Below are 15,796 nucleotides of genomic sequence, written 5' to 3' on the forward strand. Positions count from 1 at the left end.
TGAGCATGGGACTCGAAGAGAAACTGCCGAGCGGATTCCTGCTGACCACCGTCGAGCAGGCCGCAGGGTGGGTGCGCAAGTCATCCGTCTTCCCCGCCACGTTCGGACTCGCGTGCTGCGCCATCGAGATGATGACGACCGGCGCCGGGCGGTACGACCTGGCGCGCTTCGGCATGGAGGTCTTCCGCGGCTCACCCCGCCAGGCGGACCTGATGATCGTGGCCGGGCGGGTGAGCCAGAAGATGGCGCCCGTCCTGCGCCAGGTCTACGACCAGATGCCGAACCCCAAGTGGGTCATCTCCATGGGGGTCTGCGCCTCGTCGGGCGGAATGTTCAACAATTACGCGATTGTGCAGGGCGTCGACCATGTCGTCCCCGTCGACATCTATCTGCCCGGCTGCCCGCCCCGGCCCGAGATGCTGATGGACGCCATTCTCAAGCTGCACCAGAAGATCCAGACCTCCAAGCTCGGCGTGAACGCCGAGGAAGCGGCCCGCGAGGCGGAGGAGGCGGCCCTCAAGGCACTCCCCACCATTGAGATGAAGGGGCTGCTGCGGTGAGCGAGAAGCACCCGAACAACGAGGGCACACCCGGCGGCGCCGGCGAGCAGGCGAACGGCACCGGCGTCCCGGCACCGCGCGACGCCGCCGGCGAGGTCATCGGCGTACGCAGGGGCATGTTCGGCGCCGACAACGGCGGCGACACCTCCGGCTACGGCGGACTCGTCCGCACCATCACGCTGCCCGGCGCCTCCTCGCGCCCCTACGGCGGCTGGTTCGACGAAGTCGCCGACGAACTCGAAGGCGCCCTGGAGGAACAGGGACTCGTCCCCGAGAACGCCATCGAGAAGACCGTCGTCGACCGCGGCGAGCTCACCTTCCACATCGCGCGCGAGCACCTCCTGCGGGTGGCCCGCACCCTGCGCGACGACCCGGCGCTGCGCTTCGAACTGTGCACCGGCGTCTCCGGGGTGCACTTCCTCGGCGACAAGGGCCGCGAGCTGCACGCCGTCTACCACCTGCGCTCGATCACCCACAACCGCCTGATCCGCCTCGAAGTCAGCGCCCCGGACGCCGATCCGCACGTCCCCTCACTGGTCGCGGTCTATCCGACGAACGACTGGCACGAGCGCGAGACCTACGACTTCTTCGGCCTGATCTTCGACGGCCACCCGGCCCTCACGCGGATCATGATGCCGGACGACTGGCAGGGCTTCCCGCAGCGCAAGGACTATCCCCTCGGCGGCATCCCCGTCGAATACAAGGGCGCCCAGATCCCGGCTCCGGACCAGCGGAGGTCGTACTCGTGACTTCTCCTCACACCGCTCCCCACGCAACCCCCCGCGCCACGACCGAAGGCACCGTCTACACCGTCACCGGCGGCGACTGGGACGAGGTCGTCCAGTCCGCGGCGAAGGCCGACGACGAGCGCATCGTCGTCAACATGGGCCCGCAGCACCCCTCCACGCACGGCGTGCTCCGGCTCATCCTGGAGATCGAGGGCGAGACGGTCTCCGAGGCCCGCTGCGGCATCGGCTATCTGCACACGGGCATCGAGAAGAACCTCGAGTACCGCACCTGGACCCAGGGCACCACGTTCGTCACGCGCATGGACTATCTGACGTCCTTCTACAACGAGACGGCCTACTGCCTGGGCGTGGAGAAGCTCCTCGGCATCGAGGACCAGATCCCCGACCGCGCGACCATCCTGCGCGTGCTCCTGATGGAGCTGAACCGGATGTCCTCGCACCTGGTGTGCATCGCCACAGGCGGCATGGAACTCGGCGCGACGACGATCATGATCTACGGCTTCCGTGATCGTGAACTCATTCTCGACATCTACGAGCTGATCACCGGCCTGCGCATGAACCACGCGTACATCAGGCCCGGCGGACTCGCCCAGGACCTGCCGCCCGGCGCGGTGGACCAGATCCGCGAGTTCGTGAAGAAGATGCACAAGAACCTTCCGGAGTACGACAAGCTCGCCACCGGAAACCCCATCTTCAAGGCCCGCATGCAGGACGTCGGCTATCTCGACCTGGCCGGCTGCATGGCCCTCGGCGCCACCGGCCCGGTCCTGCGCTCCGCAGGCCTCCCGCACGACCTGCGCAAGGCCCAGCCCTACTGCGGCTACGAGACGTACGACTTCGACGTCCCCACCGCCGACACCTGCGACTCCTACGGGCGCTTCCTGATCCGCCTGGAGGAGATGCGGCAGTCGCTGCGCATCGTCGAGCAGTGCCTGGACCGGCTCGAGCCGGGCCCGGTCATGGTCGCCGACAAGAAGATCGCCTGGCCCGCCCAACTGGCCCTCGGCCCCGACGGCCTCGGGAACTCGCTCGACCACATCAAGAAGATCATGGGCACCTCCATGGAGGCCCTGATCCACCACTTCAAGCTGGTGACGGAAGGCTTCCGGGTCCCGCCCGGCCAGGCCTACGCCGCCGTGGAGTCGCCCAAGGGCGAACTCGGCGTGCACGTCGTCTCCGACGGCGGCACCCGCCCCTACCGGGTCCACTTCCGCGACCCGTCCTTCACCAATCTGCAGGCCATGGCGGCGATGTGCGAGGGCGGCCAGGTCGCCGACGTCATCGTCGCCGTCGCGTCCATCGACCCCGTGATGGGAGGCGTCGACCGGTGACCACCAGTTCTCCCGAGGGCGTCGGCCTGGGCATGCCCCAACTGCCCCCGCCGGACTACCCGGACGACGTCCGCGCCCGCCTCGAGGCCGACGCGCGCGAGGTCATCGCCCGCTACCCCGACTCCCGCTCGGCGCTCCTGCCGCTGCTGCACCTGGTGCAGTCGGAGGAGGGCCATGTGACGCGCACCGGCATGCGCTTCTGCGCGGACGTGCTGGCGCTGACCACCGCGGAGGTGACGGCGGTCGCGACCTTCTACTCCATGTACCGCCGCAAGCCCTCCGGCGACTACCAGGTCGGCGTCTGCACCAACACCCTGTGCGCGGTCATGGGCGGCGACGCCATCTTCGAGGCCCTCCAGGAGCACCTGGGCGTCGGCAACGGCGAGACCACCGACGACGGCAAGGTGACGCTCGAGCACATCGAGTGCAACGCCGCCTGCGACTTCGCGCCCGTGGTGATGGTCAACTGGGAGTTCTTCGACAACCAGACCCCGGGCAGCGCCAAGCGCCTCGTCGACGACCTGCGCTCCGGCGCCCCGGTCGAGCCGACCCGCGGCGCCCCGCTGTGCACCTTCAAGGAGACGGCGCGGATCCTGGCCGGCTTCCCGGACGAGCGCCCCGGCGCCGTCGACGCGACCGGCGGCGCGGGCCCCGCCTCGCTGATCGGACTGCGCCTGGCCAAGGGCGAGGCGCCCCCCGCGCGCGTGGTCCACCCGCGTGCGGGCGGACCGGAGGGCACCCAGCCGCACGACCCGTCTCCCAGTGAGCACCTCAGCTCGCACGACGCGCCGCAGAAGACCTCGGCCTCCGACCCGGCCCACCCGGCCGGACCGACTGCCGAGGAGGGGGAGTGATGACGTTGGCCGCCGAGATCGACAACGAGACCAGCCCGGAGAAGCTGCTGGCGCCGGTGCTTTCGGCCTTCTGGGACGAGGACAAGTCCTGGACGCTGGAGACCTATCGCCGTCACGACGGCTACGAGGGGCTGCGCAAGGCCCTCGCCATGGCGCCGGACGACCTGATCGCCTATGTGAAGGACTCGGGCCTGCGCGGCCGCGGCGGCGCGGGCTTCCCCACCGGAATGAAGTGGCAGTTCATTCCGCAGGGCGACGGCAAACCGCACTATCTAGTTGTCAACGCCGACGAGTCGGAGCCAGGGACGTGCAAGGACATCCCGCTCCTCTTCGCGAACCCGCACAGCCTCATCGAGGGCATCGTGATCGCCTGTTACGCGATCCGGTCTTCGCATGCGTTCATCTATTTGCGTGGTGAAGTCGTCCCCGTGCTGCGGCGGTTGCACGAGGCCGTGCGTGAGGCCTACGCGGCGGGCTATCTGGGCAAGAACGTGCTGGGCAGCGGACTCGACCTCGAACTCACCGTGCACGCGGGCGCGGGCGCGTACATCTGCGGTGAAGAGACCGCACTGCTCGACTCGTTGGAAGGCCGTCGTGGCCAGCCGCGACTCCGTCCCCCTTTCCCCGCGGTCGCGGGCCTCTACGCATGCCCCACTGTTGTCAATAACGTCGAGTCCATCGCGTCGGTTCCCGCGATCCTGCATCGCGGAAAAGACTGGTTCAAGTCGATGGGCAGCGAGAAGTCGCCCGGCTTCACGCTCTATTCGCTCAGCGGGCACGTCACCTCGCCCGGCCAGTACGAGGCGCCGCTCGGCATCACGCTGCGCCAGCTCCTCGACATGAGCGGCGGCATGCGGGCCGGCCACCGCCTCAAGTTCTGGACGCCCGGCGGCTCTTCGACGCCCATGTTCACCGACGAGCACCTCGACGTGCCGCTCGACTACGAGGGCGTGGGCGCCGCGGGATCCATGCTCGGCACCAAGGCCCTGCAGTGCTTCGACGAGACGACCTGCGTGGTGCGGGCCGTGACGCGCTGGACCGAGTTCTACGCCCACGAGTCCTGCGGCAAGTGCACGCCCTGCCGCGAAGGGACGTACTGGCTCGTGCAGTTGCTGCGCGACATCGAGGCCGGCAAGGGCGTCATGTCCGACCTCGACAAGCTGAACGACATCGCCGACAACATCAACGGCAAGTCCTTCTGCGCCCTCGGCGACGGCGCCGCCTCGCCGATCTTCTCCTCGCTGCAGTACTTCCGCGAGGAGTACGAGCAGCACATCACCGGCAGGGGCTGCCCCTTCGACCCCGCCAAGTCGACGCTCTGGTCCGACCGGGGCGGCCGGTCCGACACGTACACGGAGGTGAACGCATGACAGTGACGACTAATAGCGCTCCCTCCGGAGGCGGCGAAGCGGCGGTACCGCCGGAGGACCTGGTCTCGCTGACGATCGACGGCGTCGAGATCAGTGTCCCCAAGGGCACACTGGTGATCCGCGCCGCCGAACTCCTCGGCATCGAGATCCCGCGCTTCTGCGACCACCCGCTGCTCGACCCGGCGGGCGCCTGCCGGCAGTGCATCGTCGAGGTCGAGGGCCAGCGCAAGCCGATGGCCTCCTGCACCATCACCTGCACCGACGGCATGGTCGTGAAGTCGCAGCTGTCGTCGCCGGTCGCGGAGAAGGCGCAGCGCGGTGTGATGGAGCTGCTGCTCATCAACCACCCCCTTGACTGCCCGGTCTGCGACAAGGGCGGCGAGTGCCCGCTGCAGAACCAGGCGATGCAGGTCGGCGATGCGGACTCCCGCTTCGAGGGCAAGAAGCGCACGTTCGAGAAGCCCGTGCCGATCTCCACGCAGGTCCTGCTCGACCGCGAGCGGTGCGTGCTGTGCGCGCGCTGCACCCGCTTCTCCAACCAGATCGCGGGCGACCCGATGATCGAGCTCCTGGAGCGCGGCGCGCTCCAGCAGGTCGGCACCGGCGACGGCGACCCCTTCGAGTCGTACTTCTCCGGGAACACCATCCAGATCTGCCCGGTGGGCGCGCTCACGTCGGCGGCGTACCGCTTCCGGTCGCGCCCCTTCGACCTGGTGTCGTCGCCTTCGGTGTGCGAGCACTGCGCGGGCGGCTGCGCGACGCGTACGGACCACCGGCGCGGGAAGGTCATGCGGCGGCTCGCGCAGGACGACCCCGAGGTCAACGAGGAGTGGATCTGCGACAAGGGGCGCTTCGGCTTCCGGTACGCGCAGCGGCCGGACCGTCTGACGACGCCCCTGGTGCGTGACGCCGACTCCGGAGAGCTCCAACCGGCTTCCTGGCCCGAGGCGTTGGAGGCGGCGGCCAAGGGGCTCGCGGCCGCGCGCGGGCGTGCCGGGGTGCTGACCGGAGGGCGGCTCACCCTGGAGGACGCCTACGCGTACAGCAAGTACGCGCGCGTGGCTCTCGACACGAACGACATCGACTTCCGCGCGCGGGTGCACTCCAGCGAGGAGGCCGACTTCCTCGCGGCACGCGTCGCCGGGCGCGGCAGGGACCTCGACGGCGGCGGCGTCACGTACACCGCACTGGAGAAGGCGCCCGCCGTCCTGCTCGTCGGCCTGGAGGCCGAGGAGGAGGCGCCCGGCGTCTTCCTGCGGCTGCGCAAGGCCTGGCGCAAGCACGGGCAGCGCACCTACGCGCTCGCCACGTACGCGACCCGCGGCCTGGAGAAGGCCGGTGGCACGCTGCTGCCCGCCGCGCCCGGCACCGAGACCGAGTGGCTGGACGCGCTCGCGGCCGGTGTCGGCCTGGACGAGGACGGCGCCAAGGCCGCCGAGTCGCTGCGCTCCGAAGGCGCCGTGATCGCCGTCGGGGAGCGGCTCGCGGCCGTGCCCGGCGCCCTCACCGCTGTCGTACGGACCGCTTCGGCGACCGGCGCGCACCTGGTGTGGATCCCACGCCGCGCGGGCGAACGCGCGGCGATCGAGGCCGGCGCGGTGCCGTCGCTGCTTCCGGGCGGCCGCCCGGCCACCGACCCGCGCGCGCGGGACGAGGTCGCCGGTGTCTGGGGCGTCGCCGAACTCCCGCACCGCTACGGCCGCGACACCGGCCAGATCGTCGAGGCCGCCGCGACCGGCGAACTGCGCGCGCTGCTCGTGGCGGGCGTGGAGGTCGCCGACCTGCCCGACCCGGCACGCGCGCGTGAGGCACTCGACGAGGTCGGCTTCCTGGTCAGCCTGGAGCTGCGGCCGAGCGAGGTGACGGAACGCGCCGACGTGGTCCTTCCCGTGGCCGCCGTCGCCGAGAAGCCGGGCACCTTCCTCAACTGGGAAGGAAGGGCCCGGCTTTTCGAAGCCGCGCTCAAGCCGGACCACATGACCCGCCGCCTGGCCCCGACCGACGCGCGCGTCCTGCACATGCTGGCCGACGCGGGCGACGTCCACCTGGGCCTGCCCGACCTGCTGACCGTCCGGCGCGAGCTGGACCGGCTCGGCGGCTGGGACGGGCCGCACGCCACGGAGCCCCTGGAGACGGCCGTGCAGCCGCCCCGGCCCGCTGCCGGGGAGGCCGTTCTCGCGGGCCACCGGCTGCTGCTCGACCAGGGCCGCCTCCAGGAGGGCGACGACGCGCTCGCCGGGACCCGGCACCCGGCGGTGGCCCGGCTCTCGGCCGCCACGGCGGCCGAGGCGGGCGTCAAGGACGGCGACACGCTCGCCGTCACCGGCTCCGGGGGCGTGACCACGCTGCCGCTGCAGGTCACCGAGATGCCCGACCGCGTGGTCTGGCTGCCGCTCAACTCGACCGGGGGAGGCGTCACTTCGGACACCGGCGCCCGGCCCGGCGCACTCGTCCGGATCGGCCCGGCCACCCTGCCGGAGCCCGCCGGGGCCACGGAGGTGACGTCGTGATGCTTCACGCAGCGCACACCGCGCACGCAGCGGTGCCCCTGGCGGCCGAGGACCTGTCGATGTTCGGCCGGGACCCCTGGTGGCTGGTCGGCCTCAAGGCCGTCTTCTGCTTCGCGTTCCTGATGGTGACCGTGCTGTTCTCCATCGTGTGGGAGCGCAAGGTCGTCGCCTGGATGCAGCTGCGCATCGGCCCGAACCGGCACGGCCCCTGGGGCATGCTCCAGTCCCTCGCGGACGGCATCAAGCTGATGCTCAAGGAGGACGTGGTCGTCAAGCGCGCGGACAAGGTGGTCTACATCCTCGCGCCGATCATCGCGGCCATCCCCGCCTTCATGGCGATCGCGGTGATCCCCTTCGGGCCCGCGGGCAACGAAGTCTCGATCTTCGGGCACCGCACCACGATGCAGCTCACCGACCTGCCGATCGCGATGCTCTACATCCTCGCGGTCGCCTCGGTCGGCATCTACGGGATCGTGCTCGCGGGCTGGAGCTCCGGCTCGACGTACCCGCTGCTCGGCGGTCTGCGCTCGTGCGCGCAGATGATCTCGTACGAGATCGCGATGGGCGCCGCGTTCGCCTCGGTCTTCCTGTACTCCGGATCGATGTCGACGTCACGCATCGTCGAGGCACAGGAGGGCCGCTGGTACGTCGTACTGCTTCCGGTGTCGTTCCTGATCTACATCGTCACGATGATCGGCGAGACCAACCGCGCGCCGTTCGACATGCCGGAGTCCGAGGGCGACCTCGTCGGCGGCTTCAACACCGAGTACTCGTCCATCAAGTTCGCGATCTTCATGCTCGCCGAGTACATCAACATGATCACCGTCTCGGCGGTGTCCGTGACGCTCTTCCTGGGCGGCTGGCGGGCTCCCTGGCCCATCAGCACCTTCTGGGAGGGCGCGAACCACGGCTGGTGGCCGATGGCCTGGTTCGTGCTCAAGGTGCAGTTGCTGCTGTTCTTCTTCATCTGGCTGCGCGGCACGCTGCCCCGCGTCCGTTACGACCAGCTGATGAAGCTGGGCTGGAAGGTCCTCATCCCCGTCTCGGTGGTCTGGCTGATGCTCGTCGCCACCGTCCGCGCGCTGCGCAACGAGGACTACGACTTCAGTGAGATCGCGCTCTACGTAGGCGGCGGAGTACTCGCCCTGTTGTTGCTCTCCGTACTCGTGGACATCTTCCGCGACAAGCGTGAGAAGCAGGAGACGGCGGCTTCCCCGCCCGCGGAATCCGCCGCCTTCGACCCGATGGCCGGTGGATTCCCGGTGCCTCCGCTGCCCGGACAGAGCCTGCCGCCGGTGCCGCGCCGACGCCCGCGCCACGAGCGGGAGTTGATTGTCAGTGGTGGGCCCGATACTCAAAGTGACGGAAAGGAGGCGTCCGATGGCTGAGCAGTCGAACATGCCGGACCGGCCGAAGCGCTCGCAGCTGCCCGAGCAGCAGCAGGCGGCCGACCCGCAGCAGTCGAACCAGTCCAACCAGGGGTTCCAGAACCCCGTCGCGGGCTTCGGCGTGACCTTCAAGGCCATGTTCAAGAAGCGGCTGACCGAGCAGTATCCGGAGCAGCAGAAGACCACCGCTCCCCGGTTCCACGGCCGGCACCAGCTCAACCGCCATCCGGACGGCCTGGAGAAGTGCATCGGCTGCGAGCTGTGCGCCTGGGCCTGTCCCGCGGACGCCATCTACGTGGAGGGCGCGGACAACACCGAAGAGGAGCGCTACTCCCCGGGCGAGCGGTACGGCCGCGTCTACCAGATCAACTACGCCCGCTGCATCCTGTGCGGTCTGTGCATCGAGGCGTGCCCCACGCGCGCGTTGACGATGACGAACGAGTTCGAGCTGGCCGACAGCAGCCGCGAGAACCTCATCTACACCAAGGAACAGCTCCTCGCCGGCCTCGAAGAGGGCATGGTCGAATCGCCGCACGCGATCTTCCCCGGCATGGACGAGGGGGACTACTACCGCGGGCTCGTCACGGAGGCCGCGTCGGGCACGGTGCCCCAAGTGGCCGTCTCCAAAGGCGAGAAGCCCGTCTCCGGGGAGGGTGCATGACCGGCCTCGCCGCCTACACCACCTCCACCGGTGAGGCCTTCCAGTTCTGGGTGCTCGGCACGGTCGCCGTGATCGGCGCGCTGTGCACGATCCTCATGCGCAAGGCGGTGCACAGCGCGCTCTGCCTGGCCGGGACCATGATCATCCTTGCGGTGTTCTACCTGGCCAACGGCGCGTACTTCCTGGGCATCGTCCAGATCGTGGTCTACACGGGCGCGATCATGATGCTGTTCCTCTTCGTGGTCATGCTCGTCGGCGTCACCGCCGCCGACTCCCTGACGGAGACCATCAAGGGCCAGCGCTGGCTGGCCGCCCTGTGCGGATTCGGCTTCGCGATCCTGCTGTTCGCGGGCATCGGCAACGCCTCCGTGAAGGACTTCAACGGCCTGGCCAAGGCCAACGAGGGCGGCAACGTGGAGGGCCTCGCGTCCCTCATCTTCACGAAGTACGTCTTCGCCTTCGAGATCACCGGCGCCCTGCTGATCACCGCGACGGTGGGCGCGATGGTGCTCACCCACCGCGAGCGCACGGAGCGCGCCAAGACCCAGCGCGAGCGCTCCGAGGAGCGCGTGCGTGGAAAGCACCTGCCGCCGCTGCCGGCCCCGGGTGTGTACGCCCGGCACAACGCGGTGGACATCGCGGGCCTGCTCCCGGACGGCACGCCTTCGGAGCTCACGGTCAACAAGACGCTGCGCGAGCGCGGCCAGATCCGTGACGTCTCCACCGAGGCGCTGAACGACCTGCGGGCCCTGGAGCAGCGCGCCGCGGACCGCCTGGAGCGGCCCGACCCGCACCGCAAGGGCGGCGGCCGCAACGGCGACGGCGATCGTGCCGAGGAGACCGAGGAGGCGTCGAAGTGAATCCGGTCAACTACCTGTATCTGGCGGCGCTGCTGTTCACCATCGGCGCCACCGGCGTGCTGATCCGGCGGAACGTGATCGTTGTCTTCATGTGCATCGAGCTGATGCTGAACGCCTGCAACCTCGCGTTCGTCGCCTTCTCCCGGCTGCACGGCAACCTGGACGGCCAGATCATCGCCTTCTTCACGATGGTCGTCGCCGCCGCCGAAGTCGTGGTCGGGCTCGCGATCATCGTGTCGCTGTTCCGCTCCCGCCACTCGGCCTCGGTCGACGACGCCAGCCTGATGAAGCTGTAAGGGGTCGCTGAATCGTGGAGAACTTGATTGCGCTGCTGGTAGCGGCGCCTCTGCTCGGAGCGGCCGTACTGCTGTGCGGCGGGCGCCGGTTGGACCGCGTGGGCCACTGGCTCGGCACGCTGCTCTCGGCCGCCTCCTTCGTGATCGGCCTGGCGCTCTTCACCGACATGCTCGGCAAGGGCGCCGAGGAGCGGTCCCTGCACCAGCATCTGTTCAGCTGGATCCCCGTGGAGGGCTTCAAGGCGGACGTCGCCTTCCAGCTCGACCAGCTGTCGATGACGTTCGTCCTGCTGATCTCCGGTGTGGGCACGCTGATCCACCTGTACTCGATCGGGTACATGGAGCACGACGAGCGCCGCCGCCGCTTCTTCGGCTATCTGAACCTGTTCCTCGCGGCGATGCTCCTGCTGGTCCTCGCCGACAACTACCTGCTCCTGTACGTCGGCTGGGAGGGCGTCGGCCTCGCCTCGTACCTCCTGATCGGCTTCTGGCAGCACAAGCCCAGCGCGGCCACCGCGGCCAAGAAGGCCTTCCTGGTCAACCGCGTCGGCGACATGGGCCTCTCGATCGCCATCATGCTGATGTTCACCACCTTCGGGACGTTCGCCTTCGGGCCCGTCCTGGAGGCCACCGGTGAGACCAGCGAGGGCAAGCTGACGGCGATCGGCCTGATGCTGCTGCTCGCGGCCTGCGGCAAGTCCGCCCAGGTGCCGCTGCAGTCCTGGCTCGGGGACGCGATGGAGGGCCCGACCCCGGTCTCGGCCCTCATCCACGCGGCGACGATGGTGACCGCCGGCGTGTACTTGATCGTCCGCTCCGGGGCGATCTTCAACGGCGCCCCGGACGCGCAGCTGGCCGTCACCGTGGTGGGCGCCGTGACGCTCCTCTTCGGTGCGATCGTCGGTTGCGCGAAGGACGACATCAAGAAGGCCCTGGCGGGGTCGACGATGTCCCAGATCGGCTACATGATCCTGGCCGCGGGCCTCGGCCCCATCGGCTACGTCTTCGCGATCATGCACCTGGTGACGCACGGCTTCTTCAAGGCCGGGCTCTTCCTCGGCGCCGGTTCGGTCATGCACGGCATGAACGACGAGGTGGACATGCGGAAGTACGGGGGCCTGCGGAAGTACATGCCGGTGACCTTCGTGACCTTCGGTCTCGGCTATCTCGCCATCATCGGCTTCCCGGGTCTGTCCGGCTTCTTCTCCAAGGACAAGATCATCGAGGCGGCGTTCGCCAAGGGCGGCACGGAGGGCTGGATCCTCGGCTCGGTGGCACTGCTCGGCGCGGCCATCACGGCGTACTACATGACGCGCGTGATGCTGTTGACCTTCTTCGGAGAGAAGCGCTGGCAGCCGGACGCTCAGGGCGAACTGCCGCATCCGCACGAGTCGCCCAAGTCCATGACGATCCCGATGATCCTGCTCGCCGTCGGATCGGTGTTCGCGGGTGGCTTCTTCAGCATCGGCGACCGCTTCATGCACTGGCTGGAGCCGGTCACGCACCACGACCACGGCGACTCCCCGCTCAGCGCCGCCACGGTCACGGGCGCCACCATGGTGGTCCTGGTCATCGGCGTGAGCCTGGCCTGGGTCCAGTACGGCCGCAGGCCGGTCCCGGTCGTCGCCCCGCGCGGCTCGCTGCTCACCCGCGCGGCCCGCCGCGACCTGCTCCAGGACGACTTCAACCACGTGGTCCTGGTGCGCGGCGGCGAGCACCTCACGCGCTCCCTGGTGTACGTCGACCACACCCTGGTCGACGGCGTCGTCAACGGCACGGCGGCCTCGGTCGGCGGGCTCTCCGGGCGGCTGCGCAAGCTGCAGAACGGTTACGCACGCAGTTACGCGGTCTCGATGTTCGGCGGCGCGGCGGTCCTCATCGTCGCGACGCTGCTGATGAGGGCGGTCTGATACCGATGTCCTTTCCTCTGCTGACAGCGACGGCCGCGCTCCCCGCGGTCGGCGCGATCGCCACGGCGGCCGTTCCGGCGGCGCGGCGGACCGCCGCCAAGTGGCTCGCGCTGCTCTTCTCGCTGGCCACGCTCGCCCTGGCCATCACGGTCCTGATCCGGTTCGACCCGGACGGCGACCGCTATCAACTGACCGAGTCGCACGCCTGGATCGCCGACTTCGGCGTGCGGTACGAACTGGGCGTGGACGGCATCGCGGTCTCCCTGATCGCGCTGACCGCCCTGCTGCTGCCCTTCATCATCCTGGCGGGCTGGCACGACGCGGATCCCCTGGAGACCAAGTCGTCGCGCTGGCGGCCGACTCAGGGCTTCTTCGCCCTGATCCTGGCCGTCGAGGCGATGGTGATCATCTCCTTCCAGGCCACCGACGTCTTCCTGTTCTACATCTTCTTCGAAGCCATGCTCATCCCGATGTACTTCCTCATCGGCGGCTTCGGAGACCGCGCCCACGCGGGCAGCGACGAGAAGGCCTCGGCCCAGCGTTCGTACGCGGCCGTGAAGTTCCTGCTCTACAACCTGGTCGGCGGCCTCATCATGCTGGCCGCCGTGATCGGGCTCTACGTGGTCGCCGGAAACTTCTCGATCCAGGAGATCGCCGAAGCACGGGCCAACGGCTCGCTCGACATGGCGACCAACACCGAACGGCTGCTGTTCCTGGGCTTCTTCTTCGCCTTCGCGGTGAAGGCGCCACTGTGGCCACTGCACACCTGGCTGCCGAACGCGATGGGCGAGTCCACGGCCCCGGTCGCCGTGCTGATCACGGCGGTGGTCGACAAGGTCGGCACGTTCGCGATGCTGCGCTTCTGCCTCCAGTTGTTCCCGGAGGCGTCGAAGTGGGCGACGCCGGTCATCCTGGTCCTCGCCTTGATCAGCATCATCTACGGCGCGCTGCTGGCCGTCGGCCAGCGCGACATCAAACGCCTGGTGGCGTACGCGTCGATCTCGCACTTCGGGTTCATCGTCCTCGGCATCTTCGCGATGACGTCCCAGGGGCAGTCCGGTGCGACGCTCTACATGGTCAACCACGGCCTCTCCACGGCCGCCCTGATGCTGGTCGCCGGCTTCCTCATCTCGCGCCGCGGCTCGCGTCTGATCGCGGACTACGGAGGAGTGCAGAAGGTGGCGCCCGTGCTCGCGGGCACCTTCCTGATCGGCGGTCTCGCCACGCTCTCGCTGCCGGGCCTCGCGCCCTTCGTCAGTGAGTTCCTGGTCCTGGTGGGCGCGTTCGCGCGCTACCCGGTGGTCGGGATCATCGCGACCCTCGGCATCGTGCTCGCCGCGCTCTACACCCTCGTCCTCTATCAGCGGACGATGACGGGCCCGGTGAAGCCGGAGGTGTCGACGATGCCGGACCTGCGGGTGCGTGAACTCGTCGTCGTCGCCCCGCTGATCGCGCTCCTCATCAGCCTCGGCGTCTACCCGAAGCCGCTCACCGACCTGGTGAACCCGGCGGTCGAGCACACCATGTCCGACGTACAGAAGAAGGACCCCAAGCCCGAGGTGGAGGCCGCCAAGTGAGTGCGACAGCCGTCCACAACCTGTGGACAATGGCGGCGGCGGATCCGATCGACAAGATCGACGCGCCGAACATCGAGTACGGCCAGCTGGCACCGACCCTGATCGTCATCGGTGCCGCCGTCATCGGAGTGCTCGTCGAAGCCTTCGTGCCGCGCAAGTCCCGTTACTACGCCCAGCTCTTCGTGTCCGTCGTCGCGCTGACCGCAGCGTTCGCCGCGGTCGTCGCCCTCGCCTCCAGCGGGTACGGCACCACGAAGGCCCGGATCGCGGCGATGGGCGCGATCGCGGTCGACGGCCCCGCGCTCTTCCTGCAGGGCACCATTCTGCTGGCCGGCCTGGTCGCGATCTTCACGTTCGCGGAACGCAGGCTCGACCCGGTGGCGCACGGCAACCGGATCGACTCCTTCGTGGCGCAGGCCGGCGCCGTGCCCGGCAGCGAGGGCGAACAGGCCGCCACCAAGGCCGGGTTCACCACCACCGAGGTGTTCCCACTGGCGCTCTTCGCCATCGGCGGCATGCTGGTCTTCCCGTCGGCGAACGACCTGCTGACCCTCTTCATCGCCCTGGAAGTCTTCTCGCTGCCGCTGTACCTGCTGTGCGCCCTGGCGCGCCGCAAGCGGCTCATGTCGCAGGAAGCGGCCGTGAAGTACTTCCTCCTGGGAGCGTTCGCCTCCGCGTTCACGCTGTTCGGCATCGCGCTGATCTACGGCTACGCGGGCTCGGTGACGTACGGCACCGTCGCCAAGGTCGTCGACGGGACCCTCACCACCGTCGACCCCGCCCTCGCGGGCACCATGGGCAACGACGCGCTGCTCCTCATCGGCTCCGCGATGATCGTGATGGGGCTGCTGTTCAAGGTCGGCGCGGTGCCGTTCCACATGTGGACGCCCGACGTCTACCAGGGCGCGCCCACGCCGGTCACGGGCTTCATGGCGGCGGCGACGAAGGTGGCCGCGTTCGGCGCGCTCCTGCGCCTGCTGTACGTCGTGCTTCCGGGGCTGCGCTGGGACTGGCGTCCTGTGATGTTCGGCGTCGCCGTGATCACGATGCTGGGCGGCGCGATCGTCGCGATCACCCAGACCGACATCAAGCGGCTCCTCGCGTACTCCTCGATCGCGCACGCAGGCTTCATCCTCGCCGGTGTCATCGCGACGACGGAGGACGGCGTCTCGTCGGTGCTGTTCTACCTGGGCGCGTACTCGTTCGTGACGATCGGCGCGTTCGCGGTGGTCACGCTGGTGCGGGACGCGGGCGGCGAGGCGACGCACCTGTCGAAGTGGGCGGGGCTCGGCCGCCGCTCCCCGCTGGTCGCCGCGGTGTTCGCGGTCTTCCTGCTCGCCTTCGCGGGCATTCCGCTGACCTCCGGGTTCTCCGGGAAGTTCGCGGTGTTCAAGGCGGCGGCGGAGGGCGGCGCGGGCTCCCTTGTCGTGGTCGGTGTGATTTCGTCCGCGATCGCGGCGTTCTTCTACATCCGCGTGATCGTCCTGATGTTCTTCAGCGAGCCGAAGGCGGACGGCCCGACGGTCGCCGTGCCGTCGCCGCTGACGATGACGGCGATCGGGGTCGGCGTCGCGGTGACGCTGGTGCTCGGTGTGGCGCCGCAGTACTTCCTCGATCTGGCCGGGCAGGCGGGAGTCTTCGTCCGGTAGGCGGGGCTTTCCGGCCCGGGGCTTCGGCTCCGCCGGGCCTGTTCGCGTACGGTGCCGCCCGGCACCCCGGTTCCGCGGGGT

The 15,796-nt window shown here is 69.2% G+C and carries 13 protein-coding genes; all 13 read left to right on the top strand.

The annotated features are described in order from the left end of the window. The first annotated feature begins 5 nt into the window (after positions 1-5). Genes IEY91_RS29355 through nuoN form a run of 13 tightly spaced genes read left to right on the top strand, consistent with a single transcriptional unit; the run spans position 6 to position 15,715 of the window. Positions 6-560, top strand: a complete 555-nt coding sequence (locus tag IEY91_RS29355; RefSeq protein ID WP_016640165.1) for a NuoB/complex I 20 kDa subunit family protein — start codon at positions 6-8, stop codon at positions 558-560. Beyond that, entirely contained in the window at positions 557-1,309 is a 753-nt protein-coding gene (locus tag IEY91_RS29360; protein WP_189176306.1) for an NADH-quinone oxidoreductase subunit C, read from the top strand. The genes IEY91_RS29355 and IEY91_RS29360 overlap by 4 nt, the downstream gene beginning before the upstream one ends. Further along, positions 1,306-2,640, top strand: coding sequence for an NADH-quinone oxidoreductase subunit D (locus IEY91_RS29365; RefSeq protein ID WP_189176307.1), 1,335 nt, complete (start codon positions 1,306-1,308; stop codon positions 2,638-2,640). Before IEY91_RS29360 ends, IEY91_RS29365 begins: the two co-directional genes overlap by 4 nt. After that, positions 2,637-3,494 (top strand): NADH-quinone oxidoreductase subunit NuoE, encoded by an 858-nt coding sequence (nuoE, locus tag IEY91_RS29370; protein WP_164321902.1) that lies wholly within the window; start codon positions 2,637-2,639, stop codon positions 3,492-3,494. The genes IEY91_RS29365 and nuoE overlap by 4 nt, the downstream gene beginning before the upstream one ends. Continuing rightward, positions 3,494-4,864, top strand: a complete 1,371-nt coding sequence (gene nuoF, locus IEY91_RS29375; RefSeq protein ID WP_189176308.1) for an NADH-quinone oxidoreductase subunit NuoF — start codon at positions 3,494-3,496, stop codon at positions 4,862-4,864. The genes nuoE and nuoF overlap by 1 nt, the downstream gene beginning before the upstream one ends. After that, positions 4,861-7,374: an NADH-quinone oxidoreductase subunit G gene (locus IEY91_RS29380; protein ID WP_189176309.1), complete on the top strand. Its 2,514-nt coding sequence runs from the start codon at positions 4,861-4,863 to the stop codon at positions 7,372-7,374. The genes nuoF and IEY91_RS29380 overlap by 4 nt, the downstream gene beginning before the upstream one ends. Next, positions 7,374-8,762, top strand: coding sequence for an NADH-quinone oxidoreductase subunit NuoH (gene nuoH, locus IEY91_RS29385; protein ID WP_164328285.1), 1,389 nt, complete (start codon positions 7,374-7,376; stop codon positions 8,760-8,762). Before IEY91_RS29380 ends, nuoH begins: the two co-directional genes overlap by 1 nt. Next, positions 8,755-9,423 (top strand): NADH-quinone oxidoreductase subunit NuoI, encoded by a 669-nt coding sequence (gene nuoI / locus IEY91_RS29390; RefSeq protein ID WP_373288045.1) that lies wholly within the window; start codon positions 8,755-8,757, stop codon positions 9,421-9,423. Before nuoH ends, nuoI begins: the two co-directional genes overlap by 8 nt. Continuing rightward, a complete protein-coding gene (locus IEY91_RS29395) occupies positions 9,420-10,283 on the top strand; it encodes an NADH-quinone oxidoreductase subunit J (protein ID WP_164321895.1) in 864 nt (287 codons plus the stop codon). The genes nuoI and IEY91_RS29395 overlap by 4 nt, the downstream gene beginning before the upstream one ends. Beyond that, entirely contained in the window at positions 10,280-10,579 is a 300-nt protein-coding gene (gene nuoK / locus IEY91_RS29400) for an NADH-quinone oxidoreductase subunit NuoK (RefSeq protein ID WP_164321893.1), read from the top strand. Before IEY91_RS29395 ends, nuoK begins: the two co-directional genes overlap by 4 nt. A 14-nt stretch (positions 10,580-10,593) precedes the next feature. Next, entirely contained in the window at positions 10,594-12,489 is a 1,896-nt protein-coding gene (gene nuoL / locus IEY91_RS29405) for an NADH-quinone oxidoreductase subunit L (RefSeq protein WP_164321891.1), read from the top strand. A gap of 5 nt (positions 12,490-12,494) precedes the next feature. After that, on the top strand, positions 12,495-14,066 hold the full coding sequence (locus IEY91_RS29410; protein WP_189176310.1) for an NADH-quinone oxidoreductase subunit M: 1,572 nt from the start codon (positions 12,495-12,497) through the stop codon (positions 14,064-14,066). Continuing rightward, positions 14,063-15,715: an NADH-quinone oxidoreductase subunit NuoN gene (gene nuoN, locus IEY91_RS29415; protein WP_164321887.1), complete on the top strand. Its 1,653-nt coding sequence runs from the start codon at positions 14,063-14,065 to the stop codon at positions 15,713-15,715. The genes IEY91_RS29410 and nuoN overlap by 4 nt, the downstream gene beginning before the upstream one ends. Positions 15,716-15,796 lie beyond the last annotated feature (81 nt).

This window comes from Streptomyces lasiicapitis (assembly GCF_014646335.1).
GTDB lineage: Bacteria > Actinomycetota > Actinomycetes > Streptomycetales > Streptomycetaceae > Streptomyces > Streptomyces lasiicapitis.

Coding starts and splice junctions, on each gene's coding strand:
- IEY91_RS29395 (WP_164321895.1), top strand. CDS start 9,420: ATGACCGGCCTCGCCGCCTACACCACCTCCACCGGTGAGGCCTTCCAG.
- IEY91_RS29410 (WP_189176310.1), top strand. CDS start 12,495: ATGTCCTTTCCTCTGCTGACAGCGACGGCCGCGCTCCCCGCGGTCGGC.
- nuoI (WP_373288045.1), top strand. CDS start 8,755: ATGGCTGAGCAGTCGAACATGCCGGACCGGCCGAAGCGCTCGCAGCTG.
- nuoH (WP_164328285.1), top strand. CDS start 7,374: ATGCTTCACGCAGCGCACACCGCGCACGCAGCGGTGCCCCTGGCGGCC.
- nuoF (WP_189176308.1), top strand. CDS start 3,494: ATGACGTTGGCCGCCGAGATCGACAACGAGACCAGCCCGGAGAAGCTG.
- IEY91_RS29380 (WP_189176309.1), top strand. CDS start 4,861: ATGACAGTGACGACTAATAGCGCTCCCTCCGGAGGCGGCGAAGCGGCG.
- IEY91_RS29355 (WP_016640165.1), top strand. CDS start 6: ATGGGACTCGAAGAGAAACTGCCGAGCGGATTCCTGCTGACCACCGTC.